Origin of the sequence: Parabacteroides caecihominis, from assembly GCF_023656785.1 — a bacterium.
Taxonomy (GTDB): domain Bacteria; phylum Bacteroidota; class Bacteroidia; order Bacteroidales; family Tannerellaceae; genus Parabacteroides; species Parabacteroides segnis.
In genome coordinates, this window is the sequence record NZ_JAMOKS010000005.1 from 200002 (window position 1) to 223872 (window position 23871).

Sequence of the window (23871 nt, forward strand, 5' to 3'; positions counted from 1 at the left end):
TTTATATAAATTATTCTTCTACAACTTTCCCCCAGAAAGATAATTCTGAGATATGTATATTAGCTGCTCCACCCCATGTTTCATGTACATAGAAACGAAGATAGCGAACAGGAGGTGCATCTAACGGGAACTCAAACTCAAAGCCATTCGCAGCATACTCCTTATCTTCGTTCGTAATAGGAGTATTCTCGCCGGATGGTTTAAAAGAATAGCAACTCAATAACAGATGCCAGTCCTCTTTGAATCCACCTTCAACCCAATACGCTTCATCATGATTTTCATATTTAGGAGAAGTTGTTCCATAGACGTTCCATCTTTTGGGATTAAAATGTTTATAAGCCCAATCACCAAGCCTATGCCATAATTTGTATCTACTTAACTTAGCTGTCACTCCTAAGTCAATTGTAAAATACATGGGAGATTTAGCAGAGCCTGTATGCCAGCCTTGGTCACCGGTTATTCCATCTTTCATTTTATTCCAGGCCCAACCAGAGCCATTATCTGTCATATTATCTCCCAAGAGCTCTTCACGCTTCCATTTCGCTTTATCCATTTCCATTTCAAAAAGAGGGGTGAATGTATTTGAAAGTGTATCTGTAAAATTATCCCAGCGATCACGAATATAGACACCGAAAACGCGTTCTTCATCATTAAAACCACGCAATGAATATTTTCCCTCCGCAGTACTCGTATAGACAACATCGGCCACATTAAAATCTCCTATGGAATCGGCTGCAATCAGATAGATAGCTATATCCGCTTCTGTCTCATTCTTCCACTCCACTTGTACACCTCCAAAAGCTTCTTTTACCTTCAATGATTCATAGACCAATTGTACCGGAGGGGTAGTCGGATGAATTGCGACCTCTACCGGTTCAGAAATATTGTTACTCCGATCTACACAGTACAGTTTAATTTTTTGTTCATCCGTGTTTCCGAAACCTTCTACCTTCAACTCTTTATTATACATCGAAGAAGAGGTATTCATCTCCTTTCCGTTAATTTGATACACGGCATTCACATACAATAAATCATTATCATCAGGAAGATCGTAAGTAATCTTTGCTCCCCCCGGGAAATTTTCCACCTTCGGATTTTCTATTTTACCCGGCGGCACCGAGTCTGTTCCTGGTTGTCCGACATATTCTTGTTTGCAAGCACTCAGCAAAACTGCACATGCAATTAAAATATAAAATAATTGTTTCATATCGTTTCCTTATTATATGGTCACTAATTTAATTTGTACTACCCCAACCATAATTCTGTACCAAATTAGGATTCACATCAATCGATGCCTGTTTAATCGGGAAGAAATAATTCTTTACTCCAAATGAAGGATTAACCAACGTCTGTATCTTATAATAATTTTCTGTATCGCTTGCTGAGATATTCCAACCTTGTATCGGCTGTTTAAACTCTTCCGCAGCTTCTTTCCAACGTAGCAGATCCCAAAAGCTTTCTCCCTCAAAGGCTAACTCTATCAAACGTTCGCGATGAATAATTTCACGCATTCCTTCCCGGGTAGTGACTTTATTCGGCATTGTAGAATATTTTGTCCAGCTCTCCACCACACCTTTGAGAGAGGCTCTTAGCCTGACTTTATCAACCCATTGGTATACTTCCGCATCCGGATTAGACTTTATTTCATTCAATGCTTCCGCATACAGTAAATAAAGATCCGCCAATCTGATTACAGGAAATGAATAACGATAAGAAGTAAAAGATCCCTGATTTCCTACAGTTTCGACAGCTACCAGTTTCTTTGGCAAATATCCGGTGATAGAATAGCACTGCGATGCAATCATTCCACCCGGCTGGCCTTTTTTCATCTGTGCATACGTCAATTTAGAATAATCATTATCCCCCAACACGCCATTTCCATACACAATGGCACCATCAAAAGAAAGTGAGGCATAAAAACGCGGCTCACGAGCGACATTCAGTTTTGCCGTTTTATAACCGGTTTTCATATAATAACGATCCTGTTCTGCTACTTCAACGATATTGTATCGATGTTCATAATCCCATTCTTTATCTTCATTGATGGGAACTCCATTATTGGTATAAAAACGTTCTACGGTTCGAATAGTTGGCGATATAAGAGAAAGCATTACCTCTGTTTTCTGATCCAATTTTGTTCTTACAAAAGATACTTTTTGCAGGAAATTATCATCTTTGGTCGATCCCCAGATTATCTCTTTATTCCATCGCTCAGTTATTGCTTTACGAATATTCAGTTTTTGACGTGTCGAATCGGTTACCGGATCAAAACCTTTATAATAATACAATTCAGCACCCTGACTTTCGGCAAAATCAATAGCTTCTTTCAAAGCTTTAGCAGCAATTTCCCATTTGCCAGCATCATATTCGGTTGAAAACAAATTTCGACCTTGATTATCTTTCACATTAGCATAATAAGGATTTCCATTAAAAAGAGGACTGGCTGCCAAAACTAGAGTCTTCGCTTTCAAAGCCAATGCTATTGATTTCGTAACACGTCCCATCTCTTCTATCTCAGTTTGAATATTATCCGGTAAATCGACAACCGCCTCATCCAGCAGCTGTACAATATAATTAACCACATCTTCCACCGGGTCACGATAAACCCGTACTTCTTCCGGAGAGGCCGATACCGGAAGATTTTCCTTTATAATAGGGACCGGACCATACAACCGTAATAAATAATAATGATAATAAGCTTTCAAGAATTTAGCTTCAGCCACCCATCTTATTTTTTCATACTCTTCCAAATCAACCGGTTTATCTATATTTTCCAAAAATATATTACAATCACGGATTGCAACAAAAAGGTTATGACCATCATTTCCCCCGTCCCAATAGTTTAACAATGGATTATTAGAATTCTGCCCAATCTTCGCGGCATTAAAAGAATTCAAACTACCCCAATAATATGTACCTTCTTCTGTTATCCAAGATTCATATCCACACAAGAATCCAGGGCTTTTATTCGGGCTGGTAGGATCAGGCAGATAAGAATAACAAGTAAATAAATATTTCTCAGCATTAATCCTGTTATTAAACGCATGGTTAATAGTTGGTATATTATCAGGAACGACATTCAGATAATCATTACACGAACCTAACCCCAATATACAGGCCAACAAAACAATTGTATTAATAATCTTTTTCATATAGTATTCGTTTTATAAACTAACATTAATTCCAACATTAAACACTCGCTGTACAGGGTATCCCAAACCATTTCCAGCCATTTCCGGATCCCACATTTTAAACGGACTGATTACAAATAAGTTTGTCCCACTCACATAAAACCGCACCATTCCCAAATGAATCTTTTTTGTCAATTCTTTCGGAACTGTATATCCCAACTCTGCCGATTTCATACGTAGAAAAGCTCCATTTCGCATAAACCACGTACTGGTTTGCGTATTATTATTAATGCTTTTGTCAGCCAAACGTGGCCAAAAAGCATGCGGATCCCGGTGCGCTTCCGACCAATGGCTATCTGCAATCTCTTGTAAAAGAGCATTTCTAGCAATCTTATCTTTATCAGCATCATTATCATTGTCTGTATCGATAAAAGGAGTGATCTTCCTTGAATCAATCCAGAAAGAAGAGCGGGCAGATCCTTGAAAGAATGTAGACAAATCAAAATTCTTATACCCCACAGAGAACCCAAAACCATAAATAATCTCAGGAGTTTTAGGATAGCCAATAGGAACTTTATCCTGATCGTCAATTATCCCATCCATATTAATATCCTTATATTTGATATCACCTGCCATATATTCACCGAACTGTTGTACCGGCGAATTTTTAACGTCTTCTTCATCAATAAAAAGCCGTTCCGCAATCAATCCCCATTCCTGAGAAAGTTTTTGCCCTTTATGCCTGCGCCAAGGTGTGTCTGTATATTCCGGCTCTTCATAAACTTTATATTCTGCTGTTGCATACGTAAAATTACCTCTTGCAGTCAACCAAATATCTTTATTGAATGACTGGGAATAGTCCAATGACATATCAACTCCTGAACCAAAACTTTCCCCGATATTCGATTGGGGAGAAGCTTGTAAACCCATAGTTGATGGAATCGCGGAACGTGACTGCAAGATATTCTTTCTATTTTCTCTGAAATAATCCACTTGCAACTCCGCTTTTCCCCATAACCCTAATTCAATACCATAATTTTGTTTATAGGCTCTTTCCCAAGTAATATACGGATCTTCATAACGGCTGATAGAAACTCCATTTTTTGAATAACCAAAATCTGTTCCAAAAGTGTATTTACGATCCCCATTATCCAAATTTACGTTTGACAAATAGAAGAAACGGTCTTTCGCATTACCGATATTATCATTACCAACAAGACCATACGTTCCTTTCAATTTCAATTTTGTGATGATATGACTAAGAGGTTTAAAAAACTCTTCATTCGAAATCAGATAACCGACACCAGCCGAAGGGAAAAAGCCATAACGTTCTCTAGATGAAAAACGCTCGGAGCCATTATAACCAAAGTTTCCTTCAATAAAATAACGATTGTCGAATGCATACGTCAAACGCCCGGCTAATCCTATATTTCGAAAAGGCAAAGATTGCTGCAAGTCACCAGCATTCCCAATTAGTTCTTCACGGGTTGTAAATACCATCAATGCACTTACATTGTGCTTTTCTGCAAATGTATTATTATATTGTGCAGCAGCTTCAAAATAAGTAGTACTACTTACTTTTTTCTCTCCCTCCTTATAATCAAGATATTCTTTTCCTTGTTGTTCATTCAATCCCATCAAGGTATAAGAGTCCTTGTATTTGTCATACGAACCAATCTTATAATAAAAAGGAGTATAAAATCTGGAAACATCAAAATAAGAAGTACGTGAAGTGTTAAACATACCCCTGACAGATAATCCTTTAACTAAAAAATCAAGATCTTGCTTTAACTCTAATTGTGCCAATATGACTGTTTTACTGTAATCTTTATATCCTTTAACCATATCGGCATAAGGATTTATATAATTCGCTCCGTCATCATTGCCAAACAAAATATGTTGCGCATACTGATTTGCCCTATCAGGTTCATAATAGGCCGGATAAAGTACCGGGCTTGTTCTCATCACCTTGTTATATAATGCGCTACCTCCATCTACCGGACCGCTATAATCATCGAATGTTCCATGTAAACGAACAATCAGTTCTGTTGTTTTGGTTACATTAATATTGACATTACTGCGAAGCAAGTATTTTTTCAAATTGATATTACTATTGAAATTATTCCGCTTATCGATTTTCAAAATACCATTGTCCTGATTGAACGAAGCTGCCACATAATAGCGAGCTACTTTCCCACCACCACTGATATTCATGTTCAGACGTTGGTTCATCGTATAATCTTTGAATAACATATTTTTCCAATCGGTTGCTGGATACACATTAGGATTGCCGATTCCGGTATTGGCTATTTTCTCATTTGAATAAGGTAAAACTCCTAACGGATCACGTGTTCGTACCGCCTCATTATGCAAATTCATATAGGTAATCGGATCTGCCAATTCAACCTCACTAGCCGGAGCTGCTAATGAATTTTCAAAACGGATCGAAAATTTGGCCTTACCTTCTTGCCCTTCTTTTGTTGTTACGAGAATCACACCATTTGCACCACGAGCCCCATAAAGAGCCGTAGCATTAGCATCCTTCATAATAGAGAAACTATTGATGTCATCCGTATTCAGTCTTGCCAAATCTTCAGAGGTAAACTCCACTCCGTCAATCAAGATCAATGGGTCTTTCTTTCCTGTACCGAATGTGGTGACCCCACGTACAAAGAAATCGGCATTATCCTGTCCCGGTTCACCGCTTCGTTGATAAGATATAATACCGGACATACGTCCTGCTAAAGCAGTTGTCAGGTTACTGCTCGGGACCTTTAATTCCGATGGTTTTACTGTCGTAATAGAAGCTAGTACACTCTCTTTTTTCTGCTTAGCAAATGCTACAATGGTAACCTCTTCTAATTCATCCGTTTTTTCCTTCAACGTAACGAACAATTGCTTTTTATTTGTAACCGATACTTCCTGGTCCTGCATACCCAGATAAGAAAACATTAATATATCAGTATCTCTGACATCGATTCCGAAGGAACCATCGATGTCAGTTGTTACCCCCCGGGGGGTGCCCTTCACCTGTATGGCAACTCCGGGTAAAGGTTCTCCCATTTCATCAATAACTTTTCCGGTAATCTTTCTTTGCTGTTGAACGACCGGAAGAGTTACAACAGCCTTTTCATTTCCAATTTGTTTAGTGATGTAAATTTGCTTATCCACAATATTATAAGCATTATCAGTCCCTTCAAAAAGCGTATCCAGTATTTTATCAACCGTCTGATCCTTTACTCTAATTTTAACACGCTTGTTAGCATCTACCACTCCTTCATAATAGAAAATGACGAATTCACTGTTTCGTTCAATCTCTTTGAAGACTTCTTTCAGGGTTTTATTGGTCAGATTTAAGGTAATCTGAGTCTTTTGTGAATAGGCTAGTTTTGCTGAAAAATCAACAGCCCAACAAGATGCCGCCACCAGACATGCGACTATAACACATTTTAATCTTCTGAATTCACGTATTCTAACGTTATTTATTCGTTTGTTTTTCATACATTTGTATTGATTTTTGATTTAACTGGAAAGAATTTTTGCAGAATTCTTTCTTTTAAATTTACTGCCGGATAATACCCACTATTATCCGGTTTTGTTTTTTCAAACTCTTTTTATGTCATATTCATCTTCTTTTTAAGGTTTAACAATTACTGATATATATTCTCTCTCTATTGTAAAATTGACCGGCATGGTCGACTCTAAGCCGTTCAATACTTTTACCATATCATCACTTAGATTCAATGAACCGGAGCAACGTAATGCTCCTACTTCGGCATTATATGCCATTTTTTTACCATAGTAATCGGATAACTTATCCAGAACGATTGAGAAACATTCATTATCAAACGTATAAAATCCATCCTTCCAGGAAATATAATTCTCAACGTTTACTTTTTTTATATCAGTAGAGCCTTTTCCATAAGAAAGTCGTTCAGACGGTTCCAATACGGATTCCGACCGATTATCTGTCTGAACATTTACTTTACCAGATACAAGAACAACCGATGACTCCTTATTCGCAGCATAAGCAGAAACATTAAATTTCGTACCTAATACACGGATATCCATTTTTTCAGATTTAACTATAAACGGACGTTCTTTATCCGGAAAAACTTCAATGTAAATCTCCCCGTCTACATATATTTCACGCTTTTTGTTTTCAAAAGTGACCGGATAAACAACCCGTGTATTTGCATTAACCCAGATTTTTGAACCGTCCGCCAATTCTAGAAAAGAACGTTTAGCAGCAGGAACGATTAGTTGGTTGTAAACAGGATTCTTCTGGCCTTGTTTATTTGTATCCGTAGATTTTTGAGGAATATCTACCTTTTGAGTATTAATATGTAATTCACCCTTTTTACTATACTGCAAGCGGGAATCCTCTTCCTCTATGTTTACTTTCTTTTCATCTGCCAAAATTAACTGGATCGTTTCTACCGAATGTTCAGGCCTTTGAACCCTCTCAATCGCAGTCAGATTATCTTTTGCATAATAATCTGTATAATAAAAACCTCCCACCACCAATATTAATAATACAGCCGCTGCTGCAACCGAAGAATACCAATATCTAAATAAATGCTTTCTATGATTTGTCTCAGAAATACGCATCCAAAGCAACTCTTTATCATCTGAAGAAAAGATACGTTTACGGTAAGGAATAGAGCGAAGAATAATTTTTGCATACGCAACCTCTTTGGTCAAAACTTCATTTCCGCGAGTCTGATCTACCCAAAAACTCAGAGAATCAGGCGTTGGTTTAGAAAATGATTCCAAAAAGAAATCATCTTCCAATAATTGTTCTGCCGAATAATTGGTATAGTCTTTTTTTTCCATTTGTAATTGTACTTAATGGGTTTCCCCAAAAAGAATACAATCGAATGAAAAATTTATACTCAACAGAAATACATTTTTTTGTACAAAATGAAGAAAATAGCCAATATAGGGAAAGACTCCCGTATTTTTTTGATCGACCGTTGTATCGAATTCTGTACTGACTGATAATTCATATCCATCAATACAGCTATTTCTTCTATCGAAAGTTCTTCTATATAGCGATAATAAATTATTTCCCGTTGCCGATCTGTTAACATACCCAGGACTTTTCGAACTGTTTCCTGTAATTCGCTTTGATTTAGAGTTAACGTAACTTGCTCTTCCGCTCCTGGGTCTAAATATTCATATTCTTCTATATCCACTTTATCAAAAAACAGTTCTCGTTTCAGAAGATTATACAGGTGGTTTTTCAAGCAGGTAAACAAATAGAATTTTATATTGACTTCCGTTTTTAGATGCTGCCTGTCATTATAAAGTTTTACATAAACATCATGAATAGCATCTTTTACCAAAGACTCATTGGAAGTAAACTGGATGCCATACCGGAACAGAGCATCTGCATACTTTCTGTATATGAGTTCAAAACTTCTATCATCTCCGTTCTTAAAACTCATCCAAAGAATATTTTCCGATACATTATAGTTTATTTCCATATGAGGCTCCAAATTTAGGAAAACATTTGTATCCATCAATCCCCAAGACTGGATAATAAATAAAAAGAGGCGTGAGGACTGTTGATATACCTAACATTGAGGCCTTCGACTGCCCTAACCATTGATATAAACAACAGCTCACACCCTTTTATTTTGAATATTCCTATATGTAAAAACACAGGGATACAACAAAAACAAGCATGTGAGCGTTCGCTGTCTACTATCCAAGGTTATGAAAGTGTCGAAGTTCCAATGTTAGGATAATATCATAAAACGCTTCTCGTAATTAATCCAATCATTTTACGGCAACATTTTACCAACGATTGGATTACAAAAGTAGAAAGAAGCCTTTGGTTTCACAAATTATAATATACTTTTTTCCAATCCACCCATCTTCCGCAACTCCAGACAACTTTGGGATTTAGATCGTCATTATAATCAAGGAGTAACATATAACAAAATATTGCGCAACGTATTAAGGAACTAATCAATAGACATCTTTGACACGTTCTGTATATTTTAGACCTTATTCAAAATTGATTGGAGTCATTGAAATAGATGCCAAATCAGCCTGTCCGCCTTCAGGCATGCAAACAGTCACCGTATGTATACCAGGCTTATCGAAACGAATCCAACCAATCGGTCTTTTCTGAAAAGCAGACGATACACTTTGTTGGTTTTGTGCAATATGCCCTTCATCTGTTTCTACCTTCCATACCGGACGTTCTTTACCTCTTACTTTCAGATCTACTTGATATACGCCAGGAGTTTTAACTTCAATATTCCAGGCAACATTACCTTTACGGTTGAGGTCGCTTATGCAATATACATGTTTCCATTCGCCAAATTTTTCCATCCAACTAGATTTATAAACATGACAATTAGCAGCTTTTGCAAACTTAACCGATAAGTCGTTTATTCCTGTTTCAGGATCCAAAGCCAAAGTATTATTTACTATAATCTCACTATCCTTCATTTCCAATTCGATGACAGTTATCATCCGGTCCGGCTTTTGGAAAGGTACTTGAAATACTGTCCAGTTATCTTCCTTTTCAAATTTAATCCGTTGTTTTTTCTTTTCACCAAGAATTCCGGCTGAGACTATTTCCGTTTGTAATCCGGGTAAATAAAGTTTACCAGACGTTGGCCATTCATATACGTTCAAATATAGTTTGTTACCTTGTTTCACGACGTCTCCCCACGGAAGTGCATGTTTCCACGGAGAAGGTTCCGCTCCATAAATAACTTGAGGGTAACGGGCAATCCATTTCCCGGAAGCACGCAAAGTCTGTGAAACGAATTCCGGAACATTTCCCATTCCATCAGGACCTATATTCAACATATAAGTACCTCCACGGGCAATAGTAGAGATCAGATATTGCAAAATTTGTTTCGGAGATTTCCAGTTTTGATCATACCAAGCATACCCCCATGCGTCATTTGTCACGTCAACACTCTCCCATAAGCCATCGATATTTTCTAATGGGACTTCCATATCTCCTAATGTTTGGTAGTCTCCTAAATTATAACCAATACGCCCGGAGACAAGCGCCCGAGGCTGATTCCGATGTACAACTTCAACTAATTTCTCTGCATATTTTTGGGGTATATCTCCCGGTGTATCGAACCAAATTAGCTCCATATCACCATAATTTTTAGTGATTTCTTCCACTTGCGGTAAACATTTCTCATGGAAATAATCATCAAACGTCCGGGGATTCCCATCTTTATCCACTCGGGGAGCACCGGAAGCTCCGGGATGAGTCCAATCTTGATTATGCGAATAATAGAATCCAAAGCCCAGTCCCAACTTTTTACAAGCATCAGCCAGTTCTTTCATCGGATCGCGGGCAAAGGGGGTTGCATCCACTATATTAAATTTGTCACATAAGGAATGATACATGGCAAAACCATCATGATGCTTACTTGTAATAATGATGTATTTCATTCCTGCATCTTTAGCCAACTGTACAATTTTCATCGCATCGAAATCTTTGGGATTGAACGAACGACTGACAGCTTTATATTCATCCCGATTTGCATTGGCCATGTTAACATCAATCATCCATTCTCCAATGCCGTAATATGTTTTACCATTCCATACATTTCCCAAATGGGAGAATAAGCCCCAATGAATGAACATGGCGTAGTTTCCCCATTCAAACAAATGACCGCGTTTCTCTTTCAGTTCCTTGTTCTTTGCTTGCTGATCCCCCCACATTTGATCCATTCGCTGTTGAGCCAAAATGGTCGTGACTGTTACTATCAGCATGAAACCTCCCAATATAATTTCCCTTAAAATTTTATTCATCTAACGTCATTTACAAATTTATTATTCCTTCTTAAACCTACCTCAATATTGAATCACATTAAACTCTTTAATAGACGGAGGAGCCAGAGCCTTTGTTATTTCCAACCGGATTTTAGAAGCACGATACGACTGTGGGAAACGAATTACTTTACAATCTCCCATAGACTCGTTATCCAAATATATGGTTCTCCATTCATTTTGGTGGAAAATAGCGATATTATATTCTTGTATACGATTGGAACGGTAACAAGAAAAACCATCCTGTGAATAATCCTCATCTTGGTATTCAAAGATAGAGATTTTATTAAACGGCTTACTTTCATCCAATTCAATTGTCAAAGTCGCCAATGTGTCTGCTGAGGCCCAACGTGTTTGCATTCCCCCGTCGACCGCCATCCGGGCACCATATTTCTCCACATCTTTTCCGTAAACGGATGTGGCCCGGGCTGGTGCATGCATGGAAATGAATGTCCCGTTGGTCGGAAGAGGTTTGTTGGGTTTCAATCCGAGCCTGCGTCCCAAATCAATGATCGTATTGGCTTCATGTTCCCTGATCCGACCGGTTTGATCGGGAGGAATATTCATTACCAATGTATTTTGGTTGTCTGTACACCAATAGAACAACTCTTCCAATTCATCTAAGCTACGTGTCGGAATGGGGTCTTTTTTCCCGAACCATGACCAGTTTTTACTAATGCAAATCGTATGTTCAAAAGGAACATAATAAGATTTACCGTCATGCAGGTATTGCTTCTTATCCCCTTTATGTGCAATCTTCGGATCCCACAAACGGAAATCACTCGGGAAATATTGGAAAAAGTATTTATTATCCGTGATCATAGAGTCAGGTAAAGCCGATTTACGCTCGTTCTCTTTATAGACAATCGTATGATTCACACCAATGGCACAATGGGGTTGCAACTTTTTTACCAAGTCATAAACACGTGGCATGTTCCAATCTTCCGGTTTCCTGTCCCATCCCCCATCAAACCAAAGTTCACAGATCGGGCCATAATTAGTGAACAACTCTGTCAACTGGTTACACATGTAATCCACATATTTTTCAGGATCTTCATCTTTATAAGAAGGAGCATTCCTGTCCCATAAGGAATAATAGACCGCAAACTTCAAACCATATTTTTTACATGCTTTAGATACCTCAGCAACCACATCTGTCTTTACAGGTGAAGAAGCGACATCATACTCCGTATATTTACTGTCCCAAAGACAAAAGCCTTCATGATGCTTAGTCGTGAGCAGTACATAACGGAATCCGGCGTCATGAGCAACCCGTACCCATTGGTCACAGTCCAATTTTGTCGGATTGTATTTTTCAACAGGAATAGAGCCATCGGACCATTCCGTCTCACCAAAAGTGTTTATTCCGAAATGGATAAACATTCCATAGCCTCGCTCTACCATCTTCTGTTGAGTAGGATTAGGACGCTCAGACGGAACGATTTTCTGTCCGAAAGTTCCTGATGATCCAATCAATATCAATAAAAATATCAAATAATATAATCGTTTCATATCTCAGTTTTTAGTTCCTGTCTAAAAACAGAAGGTTTAAAGCCTATCGGTCATTAAATTCTTTAACTGCATCAAACATCGCAATAATATTAGCCGGCGGAACATCCGGCAGGATATTATGTACAGTGTTAAAAACAAAACCGCCACCGTCCGACATGATCTCCAAACGTTGCAAAACCTGTTCGCGAACCTGCTCCGGTGTACCGTTATTCAGAGTGCCGACAGTTTCCACACCACCTCCCCAGAAAGTACAATCCTGTCCGAATTCTCTTTTTAGAAACTCAGGCTCCATATCCACAGCATTGGTCTGTACCGGGTTGAAGATCTCAATACCAGCCTCTATCAAGTCAGGCATTAAGGGAGAGATGGAACCGCAAGAATGGATAAAAGTATGCATCTGGCTATGCGACTTTACATAATCACACAACTGTTTATGACGGGGTTTAAAGAGCATTTTGTATGTATCAGGGTCCATAAACGGACCGGTCGTCATCCCCAGGTCATCGCCAAAACGGATAATATCCACGATATCGCCAACAGAAGCACAGACTTTTTCCAGGGTAGCCAAATGGCGTTTCAACAATTCGTCCAGTACACGTTCTACCTGATCGGGGTCGCAAAGCAAGTCCATCAGGAAATTATCCATCCGCCGCAGGAAAGTTCCCCACTCGAAAAGATTACAACCGCAAACGATCATCAGTGCCTTATCTGTTGTTTCACGCAGGTGAAGGGCATTCTTACGCAGTTGTTCCCAAAAACCGGGGTCGGCAGCATGATCCCAGGGACTATGCACATAACGAGACCAGAGGACACGTCCCATTTCCGCATCCAACCCTTCGTAGCTATCCGGATAACCATCTACATAAGGGAAATAAGACTGGTCAAAAAAGGTGGCACCTTTCGGCATCATAGCCAGTAGGCGCTTGCCGTCGGTATCGTAACAGTGATACGACCCGTTAGGCTGGACTACAGGATTGAACCAAGCAGGATACAACGCTTTGTCACCATTTGCCAGAATCGTGTCATGCCAATCAGACGGCTGTACATTAAAAGTACGACCAATGTCAAGGACATCAATACCGAACTGATCGATAATCGACATATCCGGCTGTGCCAGTTGCTGCACGACATCGTAAATTTGAACCGGGAGATCTGTACGTCCCAGGTGTTTTAATAAATTGGAATAGGCGATCGCAGAGATGCCTGAACTGGGAGTTGCCCCCATATCGACCGGCACACGGTCGGGCTCTTTATGAGCTATTGCAGCTAAAACGCGTTCTCTTGAAGTCATAATTTTCAATTCTTAATTCTTAATTTTCAATTTCCATTACTCTCCCCCGCTCATTCCTATAATAAACGAAGCAGCGATCAGAACTATCAGGCCGGCATACATCCAATCTTTTGTTTTTGTATCAGTAGCTTTCCATTCTCCTCGATACAATCCCCAAAGGGTTGCAAAGACAATGGTCAGCGACATCAGTATTCCCCAGGCGGTAAACGAAAATTCTCCCATCCGGCTCTTTCCCATGCCATAAAATATAAAGTTGACGAACCACAGGAAACCGGCCAGGCCACAATACAGATAGTTACGGGAGACAGCGATATCCTTCGTTTCAACAAAAGCCTTCAGGTTGTTATTCTTTTTCGACAGGAAGAGACACCAGATCGCGGTGATCAGAAAAGAGCCGCCAAAGAGCACAAAAAAGACAGGCAACGTCTGAAACAACGGATCGATACCAGATGTGACCAAAGCAGACGAGATACCATTCCCCTGCTCTATCCCCAATGCCTGTGAAGCCCCTGTTATGCCGACAAAGAAGACAAGTACCAATCCTTTCCCGAAGTTCAACTCCGGATTAGCTTCCGATCCCGCCCCCTTATCTTTCCGGTAACCGGCATATCCGCTCAGAGCTATACCGACGGCAGCAATCAAAAGGCCGGCAATCAGCATTGTTCCGCCGGATTGCTGCAACAGTATAGTTAACCGCCCATCGATAGCCGGCGGAATGATCGTGCCCAATATCATCATCAATCCGAGGGAAAGAGAGAAACCGAGCGAAAGTCCCAGATAACGGAGTGACAAACCAAATGTGAGATTACAGATTCCATAAATAATTCCCAAAAGGAATATCCATCCCAATGTTCGTGACGGGACACCGGACAATACATCCATAAATCCTGGACAAAAAATAAGACAGGCTACTACTGGTACTATTACATAGGCGAACAAACTATATATCAGCCAATAGTTCTCCCACGACCAGTTACGGGTCTTACCAAAAGGGATGGAGAAACTCCCGGACGAAAAAGCGCCGATAGCGATCAGTCCGATTCCAAATAATAATTCAAATGTCATATATTCTTATTGGTTTTTTCTTCTAATATTTCTATACACACAAGAGGAACTGTTGCAAATATCACAGCCATAAGACCGTTTCTTCACCTCATCCCCTATTCCTATAATTCCGCTGACCGATTTAATCGGTTGCATCAAACAAGAGTCATTGATCGTTATTCCAGTCGGATGATCGCCAATATAAGAGAACAGATCACGCTGACCAGACAAAGCCCATTCACAATAACCGGGACTATACCGATTCGTGATCTTCTTGCCTCGAGCCGTTATTTCTTCTTCCAAACAACACTGAACTTTATCCATGGCATTCTCTACGGTTGCTGAACCAATCGACTCGACAACAAAGGCTTCCAGAAAATCGCCGTTCTGCTGATAGGCATGGGACAGATCTGTAAATGTTTTTCCCGCTGTACAAAGAAATAATGCAATCTCTGTGGCACCGGTCATATAACCGCTGATCTTACGTCCGGTATGCAACGGACCTGGTGAACAAAAAACTGTACCTTCCCTTATATCCAGTCCTTTACAATCCAGTATCCTGTATCCTCCGATGATCTCCTTTGAATTCGCCAGTCCGGAAAAAGTCTTCTCTACAATCTCCGAGACAAGCGAATAACTTTCTGCATCTGGGATTTGCAGATACTCCATCAGAACAGACTTTTCCGGCCTGACCTCTTCAAATGAAAATGTATATGAGCGAAACATCATTTCACTCCATTAAAATCAGCAACAGCCTTATAGAACGCTTTGATATTAGCCTCCGGAACCAAAGGCGGCATATCACAGCCGGAGGAGATAACAAAGTTTTTATACCCTGCCGTCTTTGCCAACAAGTCAGAAGTGATCCGATATACATCCTCAGAAGATGCTTGTTTCAGGATACCTACCGGATCAATATTTCCCATTACAATAAGATCTGACGGACATTGCTCCAATGTTGCCACCATATCAACTGCATTCCCGAAATGTAGTGCTGCAGCTCCGGAATCAATCATTGCTTGGGTACACTGTCCCTTGTTACCGCAATTATGCAGAATAACAGTGAAATTTTCATCTTGTACCGCCTCTACAATCTGTTTGACATAAACGGTTGAATATTCCTGACAATCATCATTAGATAATAACCCGGCAGCAGGTTCAGCCATAATTACACCTGTGGCTCCGAGAGATTTCAATTCTTTGCAATAAGCGGTGATATAGGCTGTACATTTATCCAGCAAAGTCTTAATTACCTCCGGTTCGATATAAATTCCGACCATAATCTCAGACATATCATACAGCCTTCCAGCCAACGAAAACGGGCCGATACAACCGGATAACACAGGCTTATCCTTTATATTCTCTATCGCCAGCCGGTTAGCCTTCAGATATTCCGGCATCCGCCCTACTGACAGGGAAGGGACTTGCAGACGGTTCACTGACTCTTCATCATAAACCAGACGTCCCGTAACACTGGGTACTTCATGTTCCGGCATACTAATCGTACACCCGAAAGCTTCCGCCTCAACTGTCAGATCCATAATGACAGTACAGGCAGCCGTGTTATAGGTTTCCGTTACGTTACGGATTGCCTGATAATGGACTTCGCCATTTGTCACAGCATCAAATACCTTTTTCCCTATCGCTTCAATGCCGGGATGAGTCATGATGGGGATAGCGATCCGTTTGTCGCTATCCAGTAATTGTTTGATAAACTTATTCATACACTATCAGGCTACGATTGAATCCAACCAGTTGATATTATCCTGCGGATCACGGGCATAGGCATCCGCTCCGATCTCTTGCGCAAAAGTAGCATTCAGAGGTGCACCGCCAACAACCACTTTGGTATCGGGGTGTTTTTCACGGATCATTGCGATCATGGGTTGCATATTGCTCATTGTCGTAGTCAGCAAAGCAGACATGCCGCAAATTGCCCCCGGATGTTCATCCAGTGCCTGGATATATTTTTCAGCCGGCACGTCTGTCCCCAAATCAATGACCTCCCAACCGGAACCTTCAACCATCATTCCTGTCAGATTTTTCCCGATGTCATGCAAATCTCCCATTACCGTACCAATAACGAATACGCCTTTACGTTTGATCTCCCCACTCTGGAAGAAGGGCTTCAGATGCGCCATGGCACTATTCATCGCTTTTGCGGACAGTAACATCTGAGGGACAAATATCTTTCCCTCTGTGAATTTGTTGCCTACACGGTTCATTGCCGGAATCAGTGCATCATTCAGAATAGACTGAGGAGACAGGCCATTCTCCAAAGCCTCACGAGTCAGTTCGTCAGCCCCCGGTTGTCCTTTCATTGCCGGTGGATAAGGCGATGCCTGATTGATCTTGCCGAATTCCACGCATTCGCCAAGTTTAATAATAATGTCATTCATGTTCAATAATATTTAAAGCTAATTTATTTCGTTTTACAGGACATCAGTCCATATGGAACACCTCTTCCATAGCAGCCCACCATTCCCCGGGAGCACGGTTTTCTACTGGCTGCTGGCAGGGGTCGGTCAGCTTCCACCACTCCTGGGTGGTTGGATCAGCTGCCATCTTCTGCATATCTTTTTCGTAATTATCACCAATATATTCATAGTAGCTATACAGCATTCCGTCTTTATAATAAATCGAGTAGTTACGAATATTACATTCCTTTATCTTTGCCAATACCTCCGGCCAGACAGCAACATGTAATTTCTTATATTCTTCCAGTTTTTCAGGCTTCACGCCAATTATACTTCCATAACGTTTCATATTTCCCTGTTTATTAGATTAGGTATGAGCAAAAATAGCAGATATACCAGAGGTGAAGTTTTCAATATACGTGGTTCTTTTGACTGTTTCCGAGATTCAGATAATTTATCTTTCACTAGTACATAAAAAGAGTAGGTGCAAACCAATTCGGATATACCTCCAAATTCGTTTACACCTACTTCTATAAAAAGAATAAGAAACTTTCTGCTATTCCAACTTATCAGTCATTTTAAAACAAAGTGTTCCTCCATTCAATAGTTCTTCAAAAGTTATATAAGCCCGATCCAACAAATGGTCATTCAACCAAACCTCTTTTACATATATATTCTTATCAGACAAATTATCTGCCGTTACAATAAACTGTTTCCCGGACGGCAAATTGATCGAAGCCCGGTCAAACAATGGAGCTCCCAGTTGATATTTACCTGAAACCGGGTCCATCGGATAAAATCCCAAAGAACTGAAGACATACCAGGCACTCATTTGTCCTGTATCTTCATTTCCACATATACCCTCCGGAGTATTATCATATAAAGTTGTCAACACTTCATTTACATATTTCTGTGTTTTATAAGGCTGTCCGATCTCATTATACATATAAATCGTATGATGTCCGGGTTCGTTTCCATGTGCATATTGTCCGATCAGTCCACTTATATCTCCGGAAACCGTTTCTCCTTCCAATGTTGAACTCATCGTAAACAAAGAATCTAACCGGGAGGCCAGAACATCTTTTCCTCCCATCAACTCGGCAAGACCATTCACATCATGCGGAACAAAGAAAGTCCATTGCCAGGCATTTCCTTCACAATAATCGTCAGCCCGATGTTCCGAACGTAAAGGATAAAATGGTTCCCGCCAATGCCCGGCTTTTGTCTTTCCCCTGGCCAACAATGTGCTCGTATCTATTACATTCTTATAATTCAGCGAACGGGTATAAAACTTATCGTAAATCTGAGAATGATTTGTTAAAGAAGCAAATTGCGAGATCGCCCAGTCATCAAAAGCATATTCTAAAGTACGGGCAACAGATTCCATCTCCAGGTCACAAGGTACATAGCCATATTTCTTGTAATTCTCCAATCCAACAAAGTACCCCATAGAATATCCACAGGTATCTTTCATGGCCGATTCAACCATTGCCTCCATTGCGAGTTCAGTATCAAAACCTGTAATACCATTCATATAAGCATTGGTTATTAGTGGCATAGAATGAATACCAACCATCTGATAGGTCTCTACGCCGGCCAAAGTCCAGATAGGAAGCTGCCCAGCATACCTGAAATGCTCCAATGCAGTATTGATGTAGTCTTTCATAATATCCGGATGTAAAACAGCAAGTAACGGACAGGCTGCACGAAATGTATCCCACAAACCGATAACAGCACCATAATAAGCAAAACCGTTTGTCTGATGTACCTGACTGTCTGGCCCACGAAAACGGTTATCAACATCCGAATAGAGCATCGGATACATCATTACATTATGCAGGGAGGTATAAAACAGTTCCCTCTTTTCAGGATCTTTTGTTTCTATTTCAATCTGCCCTAAAATAGAAGTCCATTCGGAAGCGGCTTCCTTCCGTAGCTGGTCAAAATCTTTATCACTCATTTCCGCCAGTAGGTTATTACGGGCACCATCCATACCTACAGCAGAAATACCCGTCTTAATATCCAACTCTTTTCCCCCGTTCTCAAATGAAAGAACTGCTTTCACATTACGGCCTTCTAACGCAGAAACACCTTCAACGCGCTCATTATCCAGAAACAACAGACAATCTTTGACAGGGGAAGAAAAAGTGGTATAAAAATACACATGTTGTTCCGGAGCCCATCCGTTTGTTAATCGATATCCACGAATGGTATAATCATCTACCTTTTCAATTGCCGCATCAAAGACTGTATCCACATTATGTTCACTTTGAATCGTGCAAGCTCCCTGCGAACCATATTCCAGATCTATAACAACAGGAACAGTTCCCGGAGAATTATACTTATACCGTTGGATGCCACATCGTGCAGAAGCTGTTAACTCAACTTTCAGATCACCATTATATAAATCTACCGAATAATATCCTGGGGCTGCATATTCCTTTTCGTGAGTAAAAGCCGCCTGATAATATTGGGAATAGAGGTTTGTAATACTATCTGTATTATAATTTAAAGGTAAAGGCATAAATAACAGATCCAGAAAGTCGCCACAACCTCCTCCGCTTTTATGTACATGACTAAAACCGACCAAATTCGTATGATCATAATGGTATCCCGAACTATTTGCATGTGTGTCAGGTCCAATCTGTACCATTCCGAACGGGACGGAAGCTACAGGGGCAACACAGCCATTCGAGCCGGTACCAATAAACTTATTTACATACTGATTGTTTGATTGTCTCTGTTCATTCTTACACGAAACCGACAACATCACCAATAAAAATAACAGATATGTAATTTTTCCTGTCTTATTCATACTCTACTTTATTTCACTATTTCTACTATATCATGAATTTTCAATTCTGGAATGACAATTGAAACCTTGTTCCCGGTAAAATCAAATTTCAGTAATTTACCTTCCGGTTGCAACAATACTTTCCGAGGTTTCTCACTTATATTCACTGATACTTTCAAATTTGTCAATACAGGTATTTCATCTATACCTTTGACATGACGGTTAGCATGATCGCCGGATGTATTGATCAACTGGATAAGCATCCGTCCTTCCTTTTCTGCCGGAACAACATGAACCCGATGAGATCCCTGTACAGAGACTAATGGATCCGGAAATAACTCATTTACTATTCCCGACAGGAAATCCCTGAATACAGGAGATGTAGAGGAAAGATAAGATTCTCCCATATTCATATATACTCCTGCGACCTTTCCTTTCCCGTAATCACTAATAGTAGCAGCAACTCCTGAAGGGAAGCGGAAATCATTCGTTTGGTATAACCGACCTAATTCCTTTACCTCCGGATTCAAGCGGATTTCCCGAAATGGTCCTTGTATATCGACAAAACGACTATCAAAACCTAGACAGGAAGCAGTACTTTCCTTTACTCCTTCTACTCCCAGTATATCATCAAAAAGAACTGTCGCATCCGAACCTATAACCAGCAAATGACCTCCCTTTTGAACATATTCTTTCAACCGGACAATCATTTCCGGTTCTATTTCTTTCCATTCAGGTACAACTATCAACGGGTATTTTTCCATACTATTTACCATATGGTGAGTCATTAAAACCTCTACAGCCTGTTGCCCGTCTAAAAGAGCATTCATAACGCCTCTGATGCCATTCACACCAAATGGTCTGTAAATATCATTTACTTCCCGTTTCCAACCTGCAGTAGAATAGAATAAAGCAATTTGTGGAATAGGCCGTATACCCTTACAATACTCTTTTCTTGGTAATACAAAGTCTGCAACCTCCCGCATTATACCAAATGACGCAGGTTGAAAAGATAAATCCTGATTTTGCCTGAAATACATTTGGCACCCACCACCCAGACTGATAACAGCCGCTGCTTCCTGACAAAGTTGCAAGGCTGTCTTAGGGACAGAATGGCGAACAAAACTCCATGCCATCAGATCATAAGGCAATCCTTGTCCTGCCAGGCAACGAGCATTCCAGTTTGCTGTATTCAAAGCATCATCCGGATCATAATCACCGGATAAAAAGTCTAATTTCATATCTGCTGGAACCGGTTCCGGCATCAAAGCACTAAATGCCCAGTTTGAACATAGCTGAAACTGCGGGGCTACTTTCTTTAACTCTGTTGTATAGTGATTTATATACGAGATAAATTTCTTCCTGTTAAACTCAAGCAAGACTTTATAATTGGGGTCTTCCGGGACAACAGGTACATAAGTCAACCCACTCTCCTGCTTGAATTCTTTTACAGCAGCCGGATGATAATCCGGATAAACCGCCCAACTTTCTCCATCAATCCAGACACCATCAACTTTATATTTTAATGCCAGCTCTTTCAGTTGTGGGATCAATAGTTGGTCTGCGTAATTTCCCCAAAGGCTGGCATTCTGCCCATCCGGCTTACCATCAGCACCTCGTCGTCCTTCCTCCGGGTGTAAACGAACATAATTGATGTCCATTACTCCCGAATGATGAACATACAATGCTACGTTTCTCTTTCGTGTTACCTCCCTGATCAAAGCTAACGGATCTTTATCATATCCGGCAGCCTGCTGCCCGACCTCCGTTGGATAAGATGAGACACCCGGATGTCCTTTACTATCCACTTGAATATAATCGGGGCGCACAGCCGTCAGCATGGAATCGACCATACCTTCAGTCAATGTTTTTCCTAAGTGATCGTCAGTCAATTGAGTATGACGATCAAAATGAACACCCCAGAATGATTCAGCCCGTGTTTTTATCCTATTCTGAGCATTGAGTGGCACAGCTAACAGTCCTATAAGCAATACATATATTATTCTTCGTTGATTTTCCATGTTATTTCATTTGAAAGGTTATAAGTCATAAAAATGTAACCGGAAGCAAATTGCTTCCGGTACACCCTCATACATTCAGTTAATTTTAATATCCCGGATTTTCCGGTGCCAAATTCGGATTATTAGAAATTCTATCCGGAGTAATCGGAAAATAGTAGTGTTCTTCCTTGAATACAGAAGGTACCCCTCCCATTGCATTATCATTCATTTCAATTTTAAACTTTCCTGATTTCACATCATAGAAAGTATAAATGCCTGTAAAGTTTCGTGTTATAGCATCTACTGCAATGCGCCAACGTTTCAAATCCCACCAACGTTGGTCCTCAAAAGCAAGTTCTACTTTTCTTTCATGCCTGATCGCATCACGAGTTATATTTGTCAATAATGCAATCCCAGCTCTCTCCCTTATCTGGTTTACAGCATTCAGAGCCTCGGTATTCATTCCCAACTCAAAGGCTGCTTCTGCATAATTCAACAAGATTTCACCATAACGGAAAACAATAAAATCAACTTTAGTTTTTCCTGCATCTACCGGTACTAAATCATCATCCAGATATTTCTTGACATTGAATCCGGTAATTGCACCTCCGGCATATCCAGCCGCAGAATACGAACGTCCCTGAGCCGGTTTTCCCTGATAAAAACCAGAAGTGACTTTAGATCCGTTTTCAGTAATAATACCACCCCAATTTTCTACAGCTTCTCCTTTCCAGATAGTTCCTTCGTAATAGATAGAGGCAAAAAAACGAGGATCTTTATTCTTAAAAAACTCTGTCAGATCCCATGGCTGACTCAGAGCCAAAGTTTTATCAAAAGTACCCGGAGTCCCATCTACATTCTCAAAAGACTCTACCATCTCCAGGTAAACAGCAGTATTACTTCCACCCCATCCCGGACAAAACTGGAACGGAGACATGAACAAATCATAATTACTACCGACCTGCTCACCCGTCAATTGTTTAGAGAATATCACCTCTACATTGTTCTCATCCAGGAACAATTTCCTGAAATTCTCAGCTTTATCATTTGGATTCTGATTATATAATGCAAAAGATTTAGAATCGATAATTTCTTTAGAAGCATCATAAGATGCTTTCCAGAAACGTTCTGCTTCATTTGCCGGAATTCCGACCAAACCGTTAATTTGAACTTTTCCCCAGGTAGCTATACTGGCCGCATACATTGCCGCTCGACTTTTCAAAGCTAATGCAGCATATTTTGTAGGATACCCCACTTCATCACTACCATAACTTTCTGGTAAATCTTTTGCGATCTCATCCATCTCATCAATAATGAAATCGTAAACATCAATCTCCTTATCCCTTGAAACCAACAGTTCTTCCATTGGAGCATCTATCGACTGAGCCTTAGTTATTATAGGTATTCCACCATATCTCTTCACCATAAAGAAGTATGTGATTGCCCTGGCATAACGAATTTTCCCAGCCAAGACCTTCTTTTCTGACTCAGATACAGCTGCTGACGTTTCTATTTTCTCAAGAAACTCATTTGTTTTACGAATGGTGGAGTAACGCCATTGTTCAAGCAAACCGCCATCCTTATTCAGAAAACCCCCTTTCCAGGTAGAATACAAAGGATGCCAGTCACGTCCTTGCCGTCCTTCGTCTGATAATCCGGAAGTTGGGTCTACTTCTTCATAACCATAACCATCACGGATCAAGAAATCCAATTCGCTGTAGACTCCGTTGATATATGAATTTATTAATGCTTTATCGTTCCATACAGCTTCCTCCGATATAATATCCAAAGGTGCCTTATCCATTATATCACAAGAGAAACTACCACAAAAAAGTAATAAGTATATAAAATATTTTGTTTTCAT

Annotated in this window: 16 protein-coding genes; all 16 read right to left on the reverse strand. The window is 40.1% G+C overall.

The features are described from left to right. Nucleotides 1-10 precede the first annotated feature (10 nt). Nucleotides 11-1207 carry a DUF5000 domain-containing lipoprotein gene (locus NBH14_RS05695; RefSeq protein WP_186958668.1) on the reverse strand — a complete coding sequence of 399 codons (1197 nt, stop codon included), beginning with the start codon at nucleotides 1205-1207 and terminating at the stop codon, nucleotides 11-13. A gap of 28 nt (nucleotides 1208-1235) precedes the next feature. Next, the gene (locus NBH14_RS05700) at nucleotides 1236-3152 is read right to left on the reverse strand and encodes a RagB/SusD family nutrient uptake outer membrane protein (RefSeq protein ID WP_186958669.1); all 1917 of its coding nucleotides are present in this window, start codon (nucleotides 3150-3152) and stop codon (nucleotides 1236-1238) included. A gap of 12 nt (nucleotides 3153-3164) precedes the next feature. Continuing rightward, nucleotides 3165-6632, reverse strand: coding sequence for a TonB-dependent receptor (locus NBH14_RS05705; protein ID WP_186958670.1), 3468 nt, complete (start codon nucleotides 6630-6632; stop codon nucleotides 3165-3167). Nucleotides 6633-6767: 135 nt separating this feature from the next. Then, nucleotides 6768-7967, reverse strand: a complete 1200-nt coding sequence (locus tag NBH14_RS05710) for a FecR family protein (RefSeq protein WP_186958671.1) — start codon at nucleotides 7965-7967, stop codon at nucleotides 6768-6770. A gap of 59 nt (nucleotides 7968-8026) precedes the next feature. Continuing rightward, the gene (locus tag NBH14_RS05715) at nucleotides 8027-8620 is read right to left on the reverse strand and encodes an RNA polymerase sigma factor (RefSeq protein WP_186958672.1); all 594 of its coding nucleotides are present in this window, start codon (nucleotides 8618-8620) and stop codon (nucleotides 8027-8029) included. A 526-nt stretch (nucleotides 8621-9146) separates the two neighbouring features. Next, nucleotides 9147-10931 (reverse strand): alpha-L-fucosidase, encoded by a 1785-nt coding sequence (locus NBH14_RS05720; RefSeq protein ID WP_186958673.1) that lies wholly within the window; start codon nucleotides 10929-10931, stop codon nucleotides 9147-9149. 42 nt (nucleotides 10932-10973) lie between these two features. After that, nucleotides 10974-12461, reverse strand: coding sequence for an alpha-L-fucosidase (locus tag NBH14_RS05725; RefSeq protein WP_128132807.1), 1488 nt, complete (start codon nucleotides 12459-12461; stop codon nucleotides 10974-10976). A 43-nt stretch (nucleotides 12462-12504) separates the two neighbouring features. Next, complete coding sequence (locus NBH14_RS05730) at nucleotides 12505-13752, reverse strand: uroporphyrinogen decarboxylase family protein (protein WP_186958674.1); 1248 nt, start codon at nucleotides 13750-13752, stop codon at nucleotides 12505-12507. Nucleotides 13753-13788: 36 nt separating this feature from the next. Then, complete coding sequence (locus tag NBH14_RS05735; RefSeq protein WP_186958675.1) at nucleotides 13789-14817, reverse strand: L-rhamnose/proton symporter RhaT; 1029 nt, start codon at nucleotides 14815-14817, stop codon at nucleotides 13789-13791. Between the two features lie 6 nt (nucleotides 14818-14823). Further along, nucleotides 14824-15525: a vitamin B12 dependent-methionine synthase activation domain-containing protein gene (locus NBH14_RS05740; RefSeq protein ID WP_233566619.1), complete on the reverse strand. Its 702-nt coding sequence runs from the start codon at nucleotides 15523-15525 to the stop codon at nucleotides 14824-14826. Further along, nucleotides 15522-16520 carry a uroporphyrinogen decarboxylase family protein gene (locus tag NBH14_RS05745; protein ID WP_186958676.1) on the reverse strand — a complete coding sequence of 333 codons (999 nt, stop codon included), beginning with the start codon at nucleotides 16518-16520 and terminating at the stop codon, nucleotides 15522-15524. Before NBH14_RS05745 ends, NBH14_RS05740 begins: the two co-directional genes overlap by 4 nt. 6 nt (nucleotides 16521-16526) lie before the next feature. After that, nucleotides 16527-17195: a cobalamin B12-binding domain-containing protein gene (locus tag NBH14_RS05750; RefSeq protein ID WP_186958677.1), complete on the reverse strand. Its 669-nt coding sequence runs from the start codon at nucleotides 17193-17195 to the stop codon at nucleotides 16527-16529. Nucleotides 17196-17238: 43 nt separating this feature from the next. Continuing rightward, the gene (locus tag NBH14_RS05755) at nucleotides 17239-17562 is read right to left on the reverse strand and encodes an L-rhamnose mutarotase (RefSeq protein ID WP_128132812.1); all 324 of its coding nucleotides are present in this window, start codon (nucleotides 17560-17562) and stop codon (nucleotides 17239-17241) included. Nucleotides 17563-17769: 207 nt separating this feature from the next. Then, entirely contained in the window at nucleotides 17770-20028 is a 2259-nt protein-coding gene (locus NBH14_RS05760; RefSeq protein WP_186958678.1) for a GH92 family glycosyl hydrolase, read from the reverse strand. 8 nt (nucleotides 20029-20036) lie between these two features. Beyond that, a complete protein-coding gene (locus NBH14_RS05765) occupies nucleotides 20037-22028 on the reverse strand; it encodes a beta-galactosidase (RefSeq protein WP_186958679.1) in 1992 nt (663 codons plus the stop codon). A gap of 85 nt (nucleotides 22029-22113) precedes the next feature. Next, nucleotides 22114-23871 carry a RagB/SusD family nutrient uptake outer membrane protein gene (locus NBH14_RS05770; RefSeq protein WP_186958680.1) on the reverse strand — a complete coding sequence of 586 codons (1758 nt, stop codon included), beginning with the start codon at nucleotides 23869-23871 and terminating at the stop codon, nucleotides 22114-22116.